Raw genomic sequence first — 18,070 nt, 5'->3', positions numbered from 1 at the left:
GTTTTCCCATGTGGCAATACCAGGCACCGCTGCGCGACATGCAATTTGTCATTGAACACTGGCTCGAGGCCCCGCAGGCCTGGGCACAAACAGAGCGATTCCAGGATCTCGATCTGGCGCTGGCCCGCCAGGTGCTTGAAGAAGCCGGGCGGTTCAGCTCCCAGGTGCTTGCGCCGATCAACAGCAGTGGCGACCGCCAGGGGTGCAGCTTCGAAGCTGGCCGGGTGACAACGCCAGCTGGCTTTGTCGAGGCGTATGTTGCCTACACCGAAGGCGGGTGGTCAGCCCTGGCCTGCGATGAGGCCTACGGCGGTCAGGGCTTGCCACAGCTACTCGACGCGGCGCTGCAGGAGATGCTCTATGCCAGCAACCATGGCTGGGCCATGTACACCGGCATCGCCCACGGTGCCTATCTGTGCCTCAAGGCCCATGCCCCGCAGTGGATCAAGGCGCGTTATTTGCCGCAGATTGTCAGCGGTGAAGTCTTGCCCACCATGTGCCTGACCGAACCGCAGGCAGGCAGCGACGTCGGCCTGCTGCGCTGTCGTGCCGAACCGCAAGACGACGGCAGTTATCGGGTAAGCGGCAGCAAGCTGTTTATCTCTGGTGGCGATCATGACCTGAGCGCAAATATCCTGCATCTGGTGCTGGCACGATTGCCCGGTGCGCCTGCTGGCAGTCGGGGCATTTCGCTGTTTCTGGTGCCCAAGCTGCTGGACCACCATCAGGTCAACAGCGTGCGTTGCGACGGTATCGAACACAAGATGGGGATCAAGGGCAGCGCGACCTGTTCGCTGGTGTTCGAGCAGGCACAAGGCTGGCTGATTGGTGAGGCCAACCGAGGCTTGGCGGCGATGTTCGTGATGATGAACTCGGCGCGGCTGCATGTGGGGCTGCAGGGGTTGGGGCACGCCGAAGCGGCGTGGCAGAACGCTCGCGACTATGCCCTGGAACGCAAGCAGATGCGTGCGCCGGTTCGGCCTGCCGGGATCAGTGCTGACGCCGCCGACCCGATCCATTTTCACCCGGCCATGCGTCGTACCTTGCTGGAGTTGCGCGCCTGTACCGAGGGCATGCGGGCCGTGGGCTATTGGGTGGCGCATCTGCTCGATGAGGCAGAGCACCAAGGGAGCCAGGCTGACCGTCAGCACGCCCTGCAGCTGGCAGAAATGCTGACGCCAGTGATCAAGGCGTTTTTCACGGATCAGGGGTTTCGCCAGGCCAGCAACGCTTTGCAGGTGTTCGGCGGCTACGGCTATGTCAGCGAATTCGCTATCGAGCAAACCCTGCGCGACAGCCGTATTGCGATGATTTATGAGGGCAGCAACGAGATCCAGGCCAATGACTTGCTGTTGCGCAAAGTGCTGGGCGATGACGGTCGGGCGTTTGCCGCGTTGCTGGCGGTGATGCGCCAGGAGTCCGCGCTGGCCCTGGACGCCTCGGAGTGTGCCGGTTTTGCCGCTGAGCTGGAGCGACTGTGCGACAAGCTTGAAGCGGTGGTGGCTGCAGTTCGTGAGCGCGCTGGCGAGGACGTCGAGTATCCCTATCGGGTTGCCGGGGACTTTCTGCGGTTGTGCGGGGTGGCCCTGCTGGGGTTTGCCTGGGTACGAGGGGCGCGTGTGTCCCGTTTGCTGCCCGACAGCGACCCGGTACGGGCCAGTAAACTACAGACTGCGCAGTTCTTTTTTGCCTATGTATTGCCAGAAGCCGACTACCGCATTGCCTCCATCCGTGGCGCAATGGCGAGGCTGGCGTTTGTCGAGTGATACCCGGAACGCATGGCCTCAGTGGATCCAATAAGCGGTTTTAAGAGTGAGTAATAATGGGTTTCTGGCCAGAGAAGATTTCTGGCCACGAGATTGGTCGATAATCGCACCCTAAAGTTTAGCTGGTCCTGATGCGCTAACACATTGAATTCAAAAGATAAAAACAATTTATATGTGTTGGTTTCTGTATCTGATGGACCGAATTATTGAGATTCTGACAAACCCTCATATTGCCTGTGGATCCATTAACGGGTTGACTAGCGCCCTGGCGTTGGCTGGATTTCTTCCTGACCGTCGCCCATAAAAATTACAAAAAAGGGTCTCGTCATGAAAGGCTTATCCAGAGCACAGAACTGTCACAGTTCTGTCCGCTTTATGTCTGCGCGTACTGCCGTGTTTTGCGCTTGCCTTGCCCGGGTTGCTTGCGACAGGCAGGTGCAATGATGGATATCAATCTGAAAGCTCGCGTTGATAACGGTCCGATGGTGCGATTTCAATGGCTCGCCATCGGGATCTGCATTGTTTTGAACATGATCGATGGCTTTGATGTGCTGGTGATGGCGTTCACGGCGGCTTCGGTGTCGGCCGAGTGGGGCCTGAGTGGAGCGCAGATCGGCATGTTGCTCAGTGCCGGGTTGTTTGGCATGGCGGCGGGTTCACTGTTTCTCGCCCCCTGGGCGGATCGCATTGGTCGACGCCCATTGATCCTGTTGTGCCTGGTGGTCAGCGGCACGGGCATGCTGCTTTCGGCATTGAGCCAGACACCGGTGCAGTTGGCGTTTCTGCGCGGGCTTACGGGGCTGGGGATTGGCGGGATTCTGGCCAGCAGCAACGTGATTGCCAGCGAGTATGCCAGCAAGCGCTGGCGTGGCCTGGCAGTGAGTCTGCAATCCACCGGCTATGCCCTGGGCGCAACGCTGGGGGGGTTGCTGGCAGTCTGGTTGTTGACCCATTGGGGCTGGCGTTCGGTGTTTGTTTTCGGCGGGGTTGTGACCTTTGCGGTGATCCCGCTGGTGCTGTTGTGGCTGCCCGAGTCGCTGGACTTTTTGCTTGCGCGCCGCCCGGCCACGGCCTTGCAGCGTATCAATAGCCTGGCCCGGCGCCTGGGGCAGCCAGTCTTGAGCCAGATGCCTGCTGCAGTGGTGAATCCGGCGGGTCACAGTACCGGCCTGAGCAAACTTCTGGCGCCTGCCTTGCGCCGCACTACGCTGCTGATCTGGCTGTTGTTCTTCTTGGTAATGTTCGGCTTTTACTTTGTGATGAGCTGGACGCCAAAACTGCTGGTCTCGGCCGGGCTTTCGGCGCAACAGGGCATTACCGGTGGCGTGCTGTTGAGCGTTGGGGGGATCTTTGGCGCGGCGCTAATCGGCGGCTTGTCATCGCGCTGGCCGCTGACCCGGGTATTGTCGCTGTTCATGCTGATTACCGCGGGCTTGCTGGTGCTGTTTGTCGGCTCGGGGTCTTCGGTCATGGCCGCGTTGGGGCTTGGGTTGCTGATCGGGCTGTTTTCCAACGGCTGCGTTGCCGGGCTCTATGCATTGTCGCCAGTAGTGTATGACGCATCCGTACGAGCGACGGGCGTGGGCTGGGGGATCGGCATTGGTCGTATCGGCGCTATCCTGTCGCCCATTGTGGCCGGTTTTCTGCTGGATGCCGGCTGGCAGCCCCTGCACCTGTATGGCGTGTTTGCAATCGTCTTCGTGATCGCGGCCGGTTGCTTGCTGCTGCTCAAGCCGTCTACTTCGCAGGCCCAACCGGCGCTGGCGCAGGCCTGATTCAACCTTCTGATCAAAGCCCGGCCTGGCCGGGCGCATACCCATGTCTATCTATCTATCTGTCTGGGCGGGCTGTGTCCGCTGCGGGGAGCGGCTGCGCCCAAAATTCGGAGAACAATAATAATGAAGATGCTTACAGGTGTGCTGTCGTTGTCTGTTTGTGCCTCGGCAATGGCCGAGGGTGAAGGTTTTTTTGACGGTGCGAAAGCAGATTTGATGTTGCGCAACTACTACTTCAATCGAGATTTTCGTGACCACAGCGCAGGCAAAAGCAAGGTGGATGAATGGGCGCAGGGCTTTATCCTGAAATTCAGCTCCGGTTACACCCCGGGGCCTGTGGGTTTTGGCCTGGAAGGGATTGCCATGCTTGGGATCAAGCTCGACAGCAGTCGCGTGGCCAGGGGTTCAGAACTGCTGCCGGTGAACAGCGATGGTCGCGCGGCCGATAACTTTGGCCGGGCAGGGCTGGCGGCCAAGGCGCGTTTTTCGCAAACGGAAATGAAGGTTGGCGAACTGCTGCCGGATGTTCCGGTGTTGCGTTACGACGATGGGCGACTGCTGCCGCAGACCTTCCGTGGCGCCATGCTGGTGTCCAGGGAGATTGAAGGCCTGGGGCTGCAGGCAGGGCAATACCGGGCCGTGAGTTTGCGCAATTCTTCGGACATGCAGGATCTCGCGGCGTGGGCTGCGCCGGGTGTGACCTCGGACCGATTCAACTACGCGGGGGCTGAGTACCGTTTCAATGAACAGCGTACCCAGGTGGGGGCGTGGCATTCGCAGTTGGCGGATATTTATCAGCAGAGCTATTTCAATCTGCTGCACAAACAGCCGGTGGGTGACTGGGTGCTGGGCGCCAATCTGGGGTACTTCATTGATAAGGACGATGGCAGCGCGCGTATCGGTCGGGTCAGCAGTCGCACAGCGTACGGATTGTTCTCGGCGGCTACGGGCGGACACACGTTGTACCTGGGGTTGCAGAGGGTCAGCGGGGATAGCGGCTGGATGTCGGTGTACGGCAGTAGCGGGCGCACGCTAGGCAACGACATGTTCAACGGCAACTTCAGCAATGCCGACGAGCGCTCCTGGCAAGCGCGTTACGACTACAACTTTGCCGCGCTCGGGGTGCCCGGGTTGCTGGCGATGGTTCGCTATGGTCATGGCGACAACGCCACCACCAAACAGGGGGCTAACGGCAAGGAGTGGGAGCGCGATACCGAGGTTGGCTATACAGTCCAGAGCGGCACGCTGAAGAACCTCAGCTTGCGCGTCAACAACGCCACCAACCGTCGCAGCTTCAACAGCGACTTCGACCAGACCCGTGTGATCGTGAGTTATCCGTTGTCGATGTAGGGGGGGCTGCGATGCAGGCAGCTCGGAATGTCTGCCGAATTGCGTCGATGCCCTCGCGAGCAAGCCCGCTCCCACAATGAGGTGTGCCAGGCAGTAGGTTTTGAGAGCGGCGCACTGCCTGTGGGAGCGGGCTTGCCTGCGATGGCGTGCTCGCCAGGGCCGATTTGTGCGCCGCTCAATCTCTATAGCTGCTCATGCGTTACTATGGCCGCTCATGTTTTCTGGATGCTGCCTGGATGAGCAAACCCGGTCAATTGGTGCTGATTGCACTGCGCAAGATGATTGCCTCAGGCGAGCTTGCCGCTGGCGAACGCCTCATGGAAATTCCCACTGCCGAGTTGTTCGGCGTCTCCCGCATGCCGGTACGCATGGCCTTTCGCACGCTTGAGCAGGAAGGCTTGCTGGTGCGTTTCGGCGGGCGCGGTTTTCAGGTGCGTTCGGTCAGTGCCAATGATATCGCCGGTGCGGTGGAGGTACGCGGGGTGCTTGAAGGTCTGGCGGCACGTTTGACGGCTGAGCGCGGGCTGTCGGGAGATGCGCGGGCCGCCCTGGAGTTGTGCCTGCTGCAGGGGGATGAGCTGTTCGATAAAGGCTTCGTCACCGAGGACGATCTTGAGATCTATCACGACCTCAATATGCGTTTTCATCAGGTTATCGTTGAGGGCAGTCACAACCCGGCCATAGCCGATGCCCTGGCACGCAATGATCATTTGCCGTTTGCATCAGTGACGGCGCTGGCGGTTGATCGCAAAGACATGGTCCGTGAATACCGTCGCTTCAACTATGCCCATATGCAGCATCATTCGGTGTTCGATGCGCTGATCAGTCGTCAGGGCGCTCGCGCCGAAGCCATCATGCGCGAGCACGCCAACGCGACGTTGCGTTATGCCGAAATCTTCGGTTCGGCCACCGCCAATGAGCGGATGAAAGTGATCCACCGCTCCGATTGAAGCTTAGATATCCAGCACCAGCAGGGGCGATTTCGAGCGCGAACAGCACGGAGTGAACTGATCGTTGCAGGCTTGCTCATCTTCGGTAAGGTACATGTCGCGATGATCCGGAACGCCTTCCAGCACGCGGGTCAGGCACGTGCCGCACACCCCTTGCTCGCACGACATGGGTATATCGATGCCATGACTTTCCAGGACCTGGACCACGGTTTTGTCCGCCGGTATATCGAAGACCTGGCCGGTGCTGCCCACCTTGACCGAAAAGCTGCCATTGTTGCTGCTGTCAACCGGGGCGGCGGCGAAGTACTCCCGGTGCAGGGCGTGCTCCTGCCAATCCTGGGCGCGCGCACTGTCGAGAACATGTTGCATGAAACCACCGGGGCCGCACACGTACAAATGGGTGCCGGGCTGCGGGTTGGCCAGTACCTGGGCTGCATTCATGGCGGTCTCAGGCTGCTCGTCGAAGTGCATAAACACCCGGTCAGCAAAAGACGAGTTGCGCAGGCGTTCGACAAAGGCCGCTCGCTCGCCGGACCGTGCGCAGTAATGCAGTTCGAAATCTGCGCCGTTGTGGGCCAGACGCTCCGCCATGCACAAAATCGGGGTGATCCCTATGCCCCCTGCAAACAGCAAGCTGCGCCGGGCTTCGTGGGCCAGCGGAAACAGGTTGCGCGGTTCACTGATGCGCAGGCAATCGCCACTATTGATCTGTTCATGCAGGCTTTGCGAGCCGCCCCGTGAGGCTGGATCCTTGAGCACGCCGATCAGGTAGCGATGCTGTTCGTCAGGATGGTTACACAGGGAGTATTGGCGAATCAGTCCGCCGGGCAGGTGCACATCAATGTGCGAGCCTGCACTGAAAGCGGGCAGGGCGCTGCCATCGGTGCTGGCCAATTCATAGGTGCAAATGCCCTGCGCTTCGTTGTTGCGAGATACCACCACCACATCAATCATGCTGCTTCCTCAAAGCGTTGCCATTGAGGGGGCTGGCCCAAGTGTGCTCGCCCCCGTGCGGAAATTACTGCGCAGTGGCGATCAGTTGTGATTCGGACGTGCGTTCGCTGGCGATGATGCGGTCCAGGACGCGGCGTGACTGCACGCCACCCGAGTCGATATTGAGCTTGAGCAGTGCGCGTTGCGGGTGGTCCAGCAGGTTTTGTTGCTGTTGTTCGAGCATCTCCAGGTCTTCGCTGAAGATTTTGCCCTGGCCCTCGCGGATGGTCGCGGTAAGCGCATGATCCTGCGGGTTGAAGTTGCGTGCCATCCCCCAGAAGTACCAGATCGAGGTGTCTGTTTCCGGGGTGATGAAGTCGACCACGATGCTCGATGCCTTGAACTCGGGAGCTGCGTGATAGCCGCCTTTGCCCGCGTGAGCGACCCCGACTTCGATCAGGACGTGGCTGGGTGGCGAGAAGCGGCATATCTGCCAGCGGTCTACCGGCACATCGTCGGCTAGATTATTGCCGCGCAATGCCATGCGCCAGAACGGCGGAGCCATGATGTTTTCCATGTGCCGCGCCGTGACGACTTCGTTGCCTTCAACCGTGGTGTTCGGTGCGACTTCGTCGATTTCCTTCTGGCCAATGCTGGAGGCGTGTACGTAGGTTTCGTGGGTCAGGTCCATCAGGTTGTCGATCATCAGGCGATAGTCGCAGCCGATATGAAACAAGCCGCCGCCATAGGCCCATTCATCGCTCACCGCCCACTCCAGGTGGTGGATCAATGCAGGATCGGCTTGATCCTGATCACCGGGCCATACCCAGATAAAGCCGTAGCGTTCGACCGCGGCATAGGTTTTGTTGCACGGGAAACCGCGTACCCGTTGCCCGGGCATCTCGACGGTTTTGCCGTCGCAGCCCATGACCAGGCCGTGATAGCCGCACACCAGGTTGCCGTTTTCGACATAGCCCAATGACAGAGGGGCGCCGCGGTGCGGACAAAAGTTCTCGACAGCGGCGACCTTGTTTTCATGGCCGCGATAAAAAACCATTTTCTCGCCGCAAATCTGCCGGCCTAAAGGCTTGTCGGTGATTTCATCGGGGGTGCATGCGACGTACCAGGTGTTTTTTGGGTACATGACCAATCTCCAGATCAGGTGTTATTGCTCTTATGGATCCATTAGGCGGTATAGGGATCTTTCAAGTCAATTTTGCTCTGGAGTAATATCGGGTTTTAATAGGGTTTGTGGCGATTACCGAACACAAAATGTAAAGGTGGTCGCTGATAGTGGATCCATTAGAGGTTTTTGATGGCGTGCATGATGCCTGCGGCGCTATATGGGTGACCGCCAGAATTCAGAAGGAGTGTTGTGAGGGCTTGTCTTCAAGTTTGTCTTCATCGGGCTTCACCCCGTTGTAGATCATGGACAGGCCCAGGTCCAACAGGTGCAGGAAAGGTAAAAGGGTATATTTTTCACTGCTGGTTCGTACCCCTTCGGCAGCACCTACGGGGGATTGTCAGGCCGATGTGCTGACCATCGACCCCGAACTGCCACTGCCCTGGGCCGTCAATGCTTGCAGCAAGGCTGCCGTCGCCGCCTGCAGCGCTGCTGCTGTCGCAGTCACCTGGGCCTGGGCTCCGGCCACGGCGGCGGCTTTACTGGCTTCGTTCTGGTCGCTGGCCTGGATGCTTTGCAGGGCCTGCATCTGCTGCTGAAGCTGCTTTTGCAGCTGCGCGATCTGTTTTTTCAGCTGCTTGACCGTGTCCGAACTGTCGTCATCACTGTCAGCCGCAGGCGCCGCATTAGCGTCTCGGGCCGCCCGTGGCTTGACCTGCTCGGTGGCCGTCGCGCCGGCATCACTCACGGCCGTGCTGTCCGTCGCCTTGCTGGCCGTGGCGGCGGGGGTGCTCTGAATATTCAGGCTCGATGCCAGGGGATTGATGCTGCCAACCATGTCGATGTGTCCTTTAGACTCGTTGTCCTACAGGACATCGGCAGGTTGCGCTGGCTCTTTAATAGCGCGGCGGAAAAAAGCCGGGCAAGCGCTCATATGCTTATGCAATAAAAGTATTTAAATTTAATTTCTTATATCTATAAAGTCATACCCCTGCGTACAGGTCGACCAATCGACGCGCCGCACGAAATGAACCAGCACGGGGCCACCGTGAGTTTCTGATCGATCTGCGCGCCATTGGGCGTGCCCTGCGTGGGAGTGATTTATGTCTGCACCGTCTGCCTCTGGGATTGCCGCGAGCATCGCGCCTCAAGCCTTTGAAATCCGTCCTTTCAGCGGCGCCGTGGGTGCCGAAATCATGGGTCTGGATCTGGCTTTGCCGGTCAATGACCAGGACTTTGCGCGTATCCATCGTGCTCATCTGCAGCATCACGTGGTGGTGTTTCGTGATCAGTGCATTACCCCGCAACAACAGATCGACTTCAGCCGTCGCTTCGGCATCTTGCAGATCCATGTGCTCAAGCAATTTCTGCTGACCGGTCACCCGGAAATCCTTATCGTCTCCAACATCATCGAAAACGGCCAGTCCATTGGTCTGGGCGATGCAGGCAAGTTCTGGCATTCGGACCTGTCCTATAAAGAGCTGCCAAGCCTGGGCTCGATGCTGCATGCCCAGGAGCTGCCTGCCGAGGGCGGCGACACTCTGTTCGCCGATATGCACAAGGCCTGGGATGGCCTGCCTCAGGCCTTGCGCAAGGCGGTTGAAGGGCGTTCGGCTGCACATTCCTATACGGCGCGCTACAGCGAAAGCAAATTCGAGGGTAACTGGCGTCCGACCCTGACCCCGGAGCAACTGGCACAGGTGAACGAGGTGGTGCATCCAGTGGTGCGTACCCATCCGGAAAACGGCCGCAAGGCGCTGTTTGTCAGTGAGGGCTTTACCACTCGCATTGTCGGCCTGCCCGAGGACGAGAGCCGGCAGTTACTGGCCGAGCTTTACGCCCATAGCGTGCAGGAGCAGAACATCTATCGCCATCAGTGGCAGCCCCATGACCTGGTGTTCTGGGACAACCGTTCGCTGATCCATCTCGCCGCCGGATGCCCAAGCCATCTGCGCCGCAAGCTGTATCGCACCACCATCCAGGGCAACGCGCCTTTCTGATTGACTCATTTCAAGGAGCATTGCCATGCCCGCATCCATCAAAACCGTGGCCGCAAGTCTGGGCCTGAGCCTTAGTCTGCTTGCCGGCAGCCTTGTGGCACCGAACGTCGCCCATGCCGAAGGCGAAATCCGTATCGCCGAGCAGTTCGGCATTGTTTACCTGTTGCTCAACGTGGTGCGCGATCAAAACCTGATCGAGAAGCACGGTAAGGAGGAGGGCATCGATATCAAGGTCGACTGGACTCAGTTGTCAGGTGGCGCGGCAGTCAATGATGCCTTGTTGTCCGGCTCCATCGATATTGCCGGGGCCGGAGTCGGCCCGCTGTTGACCATCTGGGATCGCACCCATGGCAGGCAGAACGTCAAGGCCGTGGCCTCGCTGGGCAACTTCCCGTACTACCTGCTGAGCAATAACCCGCAGGTCAACACCATCGCCGACTTCACCGAAAAAGACCGTATCGCGGTACCGGCCGTGGGCGTTTCAGTACAGTCGCGCTTCCTGCAATACGCCGCTGCCAAACAGTGGGGCGACAAGGACTTCAACCGGCTGGACAAGTACACCATCGCCGTCCCGCATCCGGATGCCACCGCTGCGCTGATCGCCGGTGGTACGGAGCTGAGCGGGCATTTTTCCAACCCGCCGTTCCAGGATCAGGCGCTGAAAAATCCAAACGTGCATGTGGTGCTCAACACCTATGACTTGCTGGGTCCCAACTCGCCGACAGTGCTGTTTGCCACCGAGAAGTTCCGTAGCGACAACCCGAAAACCTACAAGGCCTTTATCGAGGCCCTGGCTGAAGCCGCCGAGTTTGCCCAGAACGACAAGGGCGCGGCCGCTGACACTTATATCCGCGTGACCAAGGCCAATATCGACCGCGCCGAGTTGCTTAAAATCATCGACAACCCGCAGTACGAGTTCAGCGTAACGCCGAAAAATACCTATCCGCTGGCCGAGTTCTTGTACCGCGTGGGTGCGATCAAAAATAAACCTGACTCCTGGAAGGATTACTTCTTCCAGGACGCAAAACCGTTGCAGGGGAGCTGACAATAATGAATGCCTCGGTGCAAGGCCACACGGCCAGCCACTTGAATGCAACAGGGCCAGCCCTGTTGTCGGTCGAGCAGGTCAGCCTTGAATACCGCACGCCGCAGCGTGTGGTGCGGGCGACTCATCAGGTCAGCTTTGAAATCGATCCGGCCGACCGTTTCATCCTGCTTGGACCTTCGGGATGCGGCAAGTCGACCTTGCTCAAAGCTGTGGCCGGTTTTCATGCCCCCTGTGAAGGGCAGATCCGCCTGCAGGGCCAACCCGTCACCGCCCCGGGGCCAGACCGCATGGTGGTGTTCCAGGAGTTCGACCAGTTGCCACCCTGGAAAACGCTCAAGCAAAACGTGATGTTCCCGTTGCTGGCGTCGAAAACCTTGCCTCGGCGCGAGGCCGAGGAGCGGGCTCTGCATTATCTGGACAAGGTCGGTCTGGCGGCATTTGCCGATGCTTACCCGCACACCTTGTCCGGTGGCATGAAGGCCCGGGTGGCGATTGCCCGTGCCCTGGCCATGCAGCCGAAAATCCTGTTGATGGACGAACCCTTTGCAGCTCTCGACGCCCTGACCCGACGCAAGATGCAGGAAGAATTGCTGCTGCTCTGGGAGGAGGTGCGCTTTACCTTGCTGTTTGTCACCCACTCGATCGAAGAGGCGCTGGTGGTCGGCAACCGTATCCTGCTGCTGTCGCCGCATCCGGGGCGGGTGCGGGCCGAGATCAACAGCCATCAGTACAACCTGCACAGCCTTGGCGGTGCGCAATTTCAGCACACGGCGCAGCGCATCCATCGGCTGCTGTTTGATGAAGCGCACGCCGGTACCGACGAACAACCGCTGAATTTCGCCGATATCCGTATCGCATATTGAGCTGTGGAGGATTGTCCGATGAATCAATCATCATCTGTACGCCAGGAATATGAAGTGGTCCTGGAACCGCTGCTAAGTGTGCCGCTGGAGCGCCAATTGCCGTTGAGCCAGCGTCTGTGGCAGCAGGGCTGGTTACGTAAAAGCCTGATCCTGATCGTGCTGGCTGTGCTTTGGGAGCTGGTGGCGCGCTATCAGGACAACGACCTGCTGCTGCCGACGTTTTTGCAAACAGCCAGTGCGCTGTATGACGGCCTGATCAGCGGCGAGTTGCTGAGCAAGGTGGGTATTTCCCTGGTGGTACTGCTCAAGGGCTATCTGATCGGCATCGTGCTGGCGTTTGCCCTGACCACGCTGGCGGTTTCGACTCAGTTGGGCCGTGATCTGCTGAGTACCCTGACTTCGATGTTCAACCCGCTGCCGGCGATTGCCCTTTTGCCGCTGGCGCTGCTGTGGTTCGGCCTGGGGCAGAACAGCCTGATTTTCGTGCTGGTGCATTCGGTGCTCTGGGCCCTGGCCCTGAACACCTATGCCGGGTTTCTCGGGGTGTCGGAGACCCTGCGCATGGCCGGGCGCAATTACGGGCTGAAGGGAATTCGCTTTGTGCTGTTTATTCTTATTCCGGCGGCGCTGCCTTCGATCCTTGCCGGTCTGAAAATCGGCTGGGCCTTTGCCTGGCGCACGCTGATCGCCGCCGAGCTGGTGTTTGGTGCCACCAGCGGCAAGGGCGGCCTGGGCTGGTATATCTTCCAGAACCGCAACGAGCTGTACACCGACAAGGTGTTCGCCGGGCTGGCGGTGGTGATTCTGATCGGCCTGCTGGTGGAGAACCTGGTGTTCGATACCCTGGAGCGGGTCACGGTCAAGCGCTGGGGCATGCAACGCTGACCAGCAAAACCGAGTGGGAGCGAGCCTGCTCGCGAACGACCTTCGCGAGCAGGCTCGCTCCCACAGGAGGGCCTGATCGTCAACCGAGTTTCTACAGGCTAAGCCCCACCCCGCGCAATATTACCGAGGTGATGGTCTGTACCGCCTGATGGTATTGCTGGTCGGACAGCGGCTGATGGCCGTTGAGTGCGCAGACCTGATAGTCGAAGTCGGCATAGTGCTGGGTCGAGGCCCAGATCATGTACAACAACGCTGAAGGCTCCACCGGGTTGATGCGTTTTTCGTCCACCCACTGGCGTATTTTCTGCTCCATGAGTTTGGCGCCCTTGGCCATATGCTCATCGAGCATGTCCTGGAACATCGGTGCACCGCGCATGATTTCGTTGGCCCACAGTTTGGAGCCGTGGGGACGGGTGCGTGAATGGTTCATCTTTTCCATGATGTAGCTGGTGAGCACCACCCGCGGGTCGTCGAACTTTTCGAAACAGGCACCTTCCAGCCCCCAGGTGTCCAGCAGGTTGACCAGAACTTCGCGGTACAGCTCGTCCTTGGTGGAAAAGTAGTAGTGCAGGTTGGAGCGCGGCAGTGCGGCTTGCTTGGCAATATCGGCCATCTTGGTCCCGGCATAGCCTTGTTCGGCGAAGACTTTCTCTGCGGCCAAAAGGATTTTTTCGACGTTTTTGCGGCGGATCTTTACTTTCGGGTTGCTCATCGAGTACCTGATTTATCACGACAGGAGAGGGCTGCGGCTGACGACACAGCATAGGTCAATTGCCAGGGGGCGCTGTGCGGAAAATCTCGGCGTACAACGGCCAGTGATCCGATACGCCCTGGGCATGACGGGCGCCATCGAAGCGTGCCGGGGTGCCCCAGCGGTTGACCTGATAAGGGCTGCTGTACACCAGGCGAATGCTCTGCGGATCAACCTGCCAGCCATTGAAACCGCTGGCAGCGGTCATCTGTGGCGGGAACAGAAGCATGTCGAAGAACGACCACTCGCGTTTGCTGTGGTAGTAGTAACTGCCTTTGCAGCCCGCGCAGCCGATGAACTGGGACACCGCCCAGGTGCTGGCCAGGTCTTTGGCGATATAGCCGTGCTGCTGTTCTTCGCCGGCATTGATATTGAAGTCGCCGCCGACAATGGGCAGTACATCGTCCGGCAGTTCGCGCTTGAGCCGGGCCAGGTAGGCGACGGCCTGCTGGCGCAGGTAGCCCGGGGCACCGCCTGAGGGCAGGTGCAGGGAGAAAATCGCCGCTTTCTGGCCATCAGGCAACAACAGGCGAACTTCGAGAATGCCCCGGGTTTTGCTCACCCGTGCCGGGTCATCATTCCCCAGCGCCTGGTAGGGCACTGGATGCAGGCGGGCGGTGTCCCATTGAGGCAAACGGCTGAGTACTGCGGTGTCGATACCGCGCTCGTCCCAGCCCTCGATCAGTACGCGGGTCTGGTAGCCGGACGTGTTCAGGCGGGCATTGAGTTGCTCGACAACCTTGATGTTCTCAACTTCGTTGAGCATCAGGATATCCGGCCCGCGGCCTTGATTGATCTGTTTGATCACGGCGCTGAGGCGCTTGAGTTTTTCATCGAGCAAAGTCGGGGTCCAGTCGTTTTCTTCACACTCCTTGCGCCACGCCGGGACCTGGATTTTTGCGCAGCTGGCCAGGTACTCCGGGTGCGCGCGCTTGACGCTCAGGGGCAGGTAGGCGAAGTCGTCCTTGCCGTTGTCGTGCTCGGTGTCGAACAGGTTTTCGACGTTCCAGGTCATTAGTGAGACCCGGCCAGCTTCAGGCTCGACATGATTGGCGCAGGCGGTCAGCAGCAGGGTGCAGACGACGATCAGTAAATGGGTACGCAGCAGTTTCATTGGCAGTCTATCCAGGCATAAAGGTCTGTGAGGGGGGATGCAGGCTTGTTTATGGGGGCGGGCTTCACAGGGAAATAAACACCCCCGCCAACGCAGCACTCATCAGATTGGACAGGGTGCCGGCAATTACTGCGCGCAGGCCCAGGCGAGCAATATCCTGACGTCGCGAGGGCGCCATGACGCCCAGGCTGCCGAGCAGGATGCCGATCGACGACAGGTTGGCAAAACCGCACAGGGCAAAGGTGACGATCACCTGGGTGGGCCCCGACAGTATCTGGATGCCTTTGGCAGCGGCTTGGACCGGGTCAAGATAGGCCGCGAAATCGACATAGGCGACGAACTCGTTGAGCACCAGTTTTTCGCCGATAAAACTGCCTGCCGTCATGGCCTCGCTCCACGGTACGCCGAGGACAAAAGCCAGTGGCGCAAACACATGCCCCAGGATCAGTTCCAGGCTCAGGTGGGCAAAACCGAACCAGTTGCCCACCCAGCCCAGGATGCCGTTGAGCATGGCTATCAGGGCAATAAAGGCCAGCAGCATCGCGCCCACATTGAGGGCCAGTTGCAGGCCGTTACTGACTCCCAGTGCGGCGGCGTCGATGACATTCGCCGGTTTATCGTCGGGGTATACCTCGATGTCACTGAAGTTGTCGCGCGGTTCAGCGGTTTGCGGCTCCATCAGCTTGGCCATCAGCAAGCCGCCGGGGGCAGCCATAAAGCTGGCGGCAATCAGGTATTTAAGCTCCACGCCCAGGCTGGCATAGCCGATCAGCACCGAACCTGCGACCGAAGCCATGCCGCCGACCATCACCGCGAACAGTTCAGAGCGGGTCATACCGTCCAGAAACGGGCGCACCACAATGGGCGCTTCGGACTGGCTGACAAATATATTCGCCGTGGCCGACATCGACTCGGTACGGCTGGTGCCCAGCACCCGCTGCAAGCCGCCGCCAATCACGCGGATCACCACACTCATGATGCCCAGGTAGTAAAGGATGGCGATAAAACTGCTGAAAAACACAATCAGCGGCAGCACCTTGATCGCAAAAACAAAGCCCTGGCTGCCAAACACTTCGCTCATTTTGCTACCTGCCAGAGGGCCGAAGACAAAGCTGATGCCTTCATTGCCATAGTCTTGCAGCAGGGCAACCGAATCGCTGATCGCAGCCAGCGTTGCCTGGCCCCATGGCACATAGAGGGCGAAGGCACCCAGGCCTGCCTGCAATACAAATGCCCCGACTACGGTCTGCAACTTGATTGCCCGGCGGTTGCTGGACAGCAGCACCGCCAGGAGAATCAATACCACCACTCCAATGAAACTCATTGACCAGATTCCCGTATGTCACGCATCAAGGTCGCACCGGTTCAGAAACCGAAGGCACCGGGCAGCAATTGCTCGACCGTCCACTCGCGTGCCGCCGCCGCTTCGTGGCCGACGCAATACACCACGCAGTGAGGGCTCATCAGATCGTGCATGACCTGACGGCAGGCGCCGCACGGGGAGATCAGCGCCACGTTCGGGGCATACACCAGCATCGCCTTGAAGCTGGCAGGTGCATGGCCCTGGGCAATGGCGCTGAACAGGGCGCCGCGTTCGGCACAGTTGGTCAGGCCGTATGAGGCGTTCTCGACGTTGCAGCCGCGAATGATCCGGTCATCGGCGGTGAGTAGCGCCGCACCCACCGGGAAGTTCGAGTGCGGGCACCAGGCTGCCCGGGCTGCGGCGATCGCTTCAGGTAACAGGCGCTCGTACTGCGCCTGAGCTTCGGGGCTGCGGTTCATGGGGCGTTGCTCGCGGTGACGTCAGCCAGGGTCTGGGCAACTTTTTCAATCCGTTGTTGTGGCGTGCTTGCTCCCGCTGGCTGCCCGGCGCGGTCCTGGGCTTGCAGATAATCGACCAGTGCCTGGAGATCGTTGAGGCCGGTATCCACCCGTTGACTGGCTTGGTTGAGTACGCTGAAGTTGTCACCGCCCCCGGCCATAAACGAGTTGACCGTGATCCGGTAGGTCTGCTCGGGTAGCACCGGTTTGCCATCGATTTTCAGGCTGTCGGCGATGATCCGCTGGCCCTGGGGCCTGCTGGCATCCCAGCGATAGCTGAGGGTGGCCGATGGCTGCAGGGGATAAAAACCGAAGCCGTTGTTCTGCCATTGCTGCTCCAGCAATTGCTTGAGCTGGGCACCGCTGAGGGTAAGGATGTTCAGGGTGTTGTTGAACGGTTGCACGGAGGCTACCTGGCCATAGGTCAGGTGCTGCTGGCCGGGTTCGAGCATCAGGTCGGTGCGGATGCCGCCCAGGTTGGTCAGTGCCACCTCGGCGCCCAGGGCGCGGGTGGCGTGCAGTTGCGCATCGGCAATCAGGTCGCCCATGGCCGACTCGCCGGCGTCGTTGAGGGTGCGGTTGATTTCGCGGGTGGCGATACGGGCCACGGGTTTGTTCAGGTGTTCGTTGCTGCGCGCTTCAATATCGGCCTGCAGCGCGGCAATTTCTGGCAGCGGCGTGTAGCGCGCGGGGTCGACCACGATGTTTTGTGCCTTTGCATCGAGCAGTTGGTGGTTGACCGGGTCCACAGTGAGGGTGATATGGGTCAGCAGGCGGCCGAACGAGCTGCCCTGGGTGATCAGCTTGTCGCCCAGGCGGCACAGGTAGCCCTGGTGGGTGTGAGCGGTGACCACCACTTTGATTTGCGGGTCCAGACGCCTGGCCACATCGACGATATCGCCCTTGAGCTGGCTGCAATCCTGCTGGTCGAAGCGTTCGGTGGTTTCACCGCCCTGGTGGATCACCGCGACCACGGCATCCACCCCTTGTTTGCGCAGTTCGGGCAGTTGCGCGTTGATCGCCTCGGCCTCGTCAATGGTGTACAGACCGTCCATGCTCTGCTGGCTTACATAGGCCGGGAGGTCGCGCAACACCGCGCCGACAAAGGCGATTTTGGCGCCGTTGGCCTGCTCGATACGGTAAGCAGGCAGCAGTGGTTTGCCGGTTTGCGCGTCGATCAGGTTGGCCGCCATATAGGGGAAGCGCGTGCCGCTGTAGTTGTTGTCAAACTGGCAGGCCTTGTCCGGGCGCGGCGACACGCAGCCGCCATTGATCTGGCGTTGCAACTCCAGTTTGCCCAGATCCAGTTCATGGTTGCCAACCACACTGAACTTCAGCCCCAGTTCGCCGAGGGCTTCGAGCGTCGGCTCATCGGCCCACATCGAAGACATCGGCGGGCTGCCGCCGATCATGTCGCCCGCACCAATCAACAGCAGTTGCGGGTCCTGTTTGCGCAGTTCGCCAACCACGCCGCTCAGGGCGTTGATACCCCCCGCCTTGAGCGACACTTTGCCAGCCGGTGCCGTGGCATCGGTGTAGGTGAACGGGGTGGCGGCCAGATTGCCGTGAAAATCGTTGATCGCGGCAATATTGATAGCGACCGGCTTGACCGGTTGCTGGCAGGCGGCCAGCACCAATGCTGCCGGGATGACCATACTGGCACTGCGCAGACGCGAGAGAAGATTCGACAT

General features: G+C 59.7%; 16 protein-coding genes. 8 read left to right on the top strand and 8 right to left on the bottom strand.

The features are described from left to right. Positions 1–8: 8 nt before the first annotated feature. From EQV96_RS02185 to EQV96_RS02170, 4 genes are all read left to right on the top strand, one after another. Positions 9–1,766, top strand: coding sequence for an acyl-CoA dehydrogenase (locus tag EQV96_RS02185; protein WP_095000372.1), 1,758 nt, complete (start codon positions 9–11; stop codon positions 1,764–1,766). 443 nt (positions 1,767–2,209) lie between these two features. After that, positions 2,210–3,541 (top strand): MFS transporter, encoded by a 1,332-nt coding sequence (locus EQV96_RS02180; protein WP_095023600.1) that lies wholly within the window; start codon positions 2,210–2,212, stop codon positions 3,539–3,541. A gap of 123 nt (positions 3,542–3,664) precedes the next feature. After that, the gene (locus tag EQV96_RS02175; protein ID WP_240881193.1) at positions 3,665–4,891 is read left to right on the top strand and encodes an OprD family porin; all 1,227 of its coding nucleotides are present in this window, start codon (positions 3,665–3,667) and stop codon (positions 4,889–4,891) included. A 236-nt stretch (positions 4,892–5,127) separates the two neighbouring features. Continuing rightward, positions 5,128–5,841 (top strand): GntR family transcriptional regulator, encoded by a 714-nt coding sequence (locus tag EQV96_RS02170; protein WP_095020009.1) that lies wholly within the window; start codon positions 5,128–5,130, stop codon positions 5,839–5,841. Positions 5,842–5,844: 3 nt separating this feature from the next. Here EQV96_RS02170 and EQV96_RS02165 read toward each other — a convergent pair whose 3' ends face one another. The 3 genes from EQV96_RS02165 to EQV96_RS02155 form a co-directional block, all read right to left on the bottom strand. After that, positions 5,845–6,795 carry a PDR/VanB family oxidoreductase gene (locus EQV96_RS02165; RefSeq protein WP_095000369.1) on the bottom strand — a complete coding sequence of 317 codons (951 nt, stop codon included), beginning with the start codon at positions 6,793–6,795 and terminating at the stop codon, positions 5,845–5,847. Between the two features lie 64 nt (positions 6,796–6,859). Further along, complete coding sequence (locus tag EQV96_RS02160) at positions 6,860–7,918, bottom strand: aromatic ring-hydroxylating dioxygenase subunit alpha (RefSeq protein ID WP_095000368.1); 1,059 nt, start codon at positions 7,916–7,918, stop codon at positions 6,860–6,862. Positions 7,919–8,297: 379 nt separating this feature from the next. Beyond that, on the bottom strand, positions 8,298–8,735 hold the full coding sequence (locus EQV96_RS02155) for a hypothetical protein (protein WP_095000367.1): 438 nt from the start codon (positions 8,733–8,735) through the stop codon (positions 8,298–8,300). A 265-nt stretch (positions 8,736–9,000) separates the two neighbouring features. On the opposite strand from EQV96_RS02155, the gene EQV96_RS02150 reads away from it, so the two are divergent. The 4 genes from EQV96_RS02150 to EQV96_RS02135 are packed head-to-tail and all read left to right on the top strand — an operon-like array spanning position 9,001 to position 12,693. Next, a complete protein-coding gene (locus EQV96_RS02150; protein ID WP_138738032.1) occupies positions 9,001–9,897 on the top strand; it encodes a TauD/TfdA family dioxygenase in 897 nt (298 codons plus the stop codon). Positions 9,898–9,922: 25 nt separating this feature from the next. Next, positions 9,923–10,942: an ABC transporter substrate-binding protein gene (locus tag EQV96_RS02145; RefSeq protein WP_240881192.1), complete on the top strand. Its 1,020-nt coding sequence runs from the start codon at positions 9,923–9,925 to the stop codon at positions 10,940–10,942. Positions 10,943–10,947: 5 nt separating this feature from the next. Then, a complete protein-coding gene (locus tag EQV96_RS02140; RefSeq protein ID WP_240881191.1) occupies positions 10,948–11,808 on the top strand; it encodes an ABC transporter ATP-binding protein in 861 nt (286 codons plus the stop codon). An 18-nt stretch (positions 11,809–11,826) separates the two neighbouring features. Further along, the gene (locus EQV96_RS02135; protein ID WP_095023836.1) at positions 11,827–12,693 is read left to right on the top strand and encodes an ABC transporter permease; all 867 of its coding nucleotides are present in this window, start codon (positions 11,827–11,829) and stop codon (positions 12,691–12,693) included. A gap of 91 nt (positions 12,694–12,784) precedes the next feature. On the opposite strand, the gene EQV96_RS02130 is transcribed toward EQV96_RS02135, so the two are convergent. The 5 genes from EQV96_RS02130 to EQV96_RS02110 all read right to left on the bottom strand — a co-directional run bounded on the left by EQV96_RS02130 (position 12,785) and on the right by EQV96_RS02110 (position 18,070). After that, complete coding sequence (locus EQV96_RS02130; protein WP_095018014.1) at positions 12,785–13,405, bottom strand: TetR/AcrR family transcriptional regulator; 621 nt, start codon at positions 13,403–13,405, stop codon at positions 12,785–12,787. Between the two features lie 55 nt (positions 13,406–13,460). Beyond that, on the bottom strand, positions 13,461–14,558 hold the full coding sequence (locus tag EQV96_RS02125; protein ID WP_240881190.1) for an endonuclease/exonuclease/phosphatase family protein: 1,098 nt from the start codon (positions 14,556–14,558) through the stop codon (positions 13,461–13,463). A gap of 64 nt (positions 14,559–14,622) precedes the next feature. Beyond that, entirely contained in the window at positions 14,623–15,882 is a 1,260-nt protein-coding gene (locus EQV96_RS02120) for a NupC/NupG family nucleoside CNT transporter (RefSeq protein WP_240881189.1), read from the bottom strand. A gap of 41 nt (positions 15,883–15,923) precedes the next feature. Next, positions 15,924–16,340 carry a cytidine deaminase gene (locus EQV96_RS02115; protein ID WP_153326205.1) on the bottom strand — a complete coding sequence of 139 codons (417 nt, stop codon included), beginning with the start codon at positions 16,338–16,340 and terminating at the stop codon, positions 15,924–15,926. Next, positions 16,337–18,070, bottom strand: coding sequence for a bifunctional metallophosphatase/5'-nucleotidase (locus EQV96_RS02110; RefSeq protein ID WP_240881187.1), 1,734 nt, complete (start codon positions 18,068–18,070; stop codon positions 16,337–16,339). The genes EQV96_RS02115 and EQV96_RS02110 overlap by 4 nt, the downstream gene beginning before the upstream one ends.

Origin of the sequence: Pseudomonas sp. TMW22080, assembly GCF_022496745.1 — a bacterium.
In the GTDB taxonomy this organism is placed as follows: Bacteria; Pseudomonadota; Gammaproteobacteria; order Pseudomonadales; family Pseudomonadaceae; genus Aquipseudomonas; species Aquipseudomonas bubulae.
The sequence above is the reverse complement of the archived record's forward strand: the minus strand, read 5'-3'. Positions and strand labels throughout refer to the sequence as shown.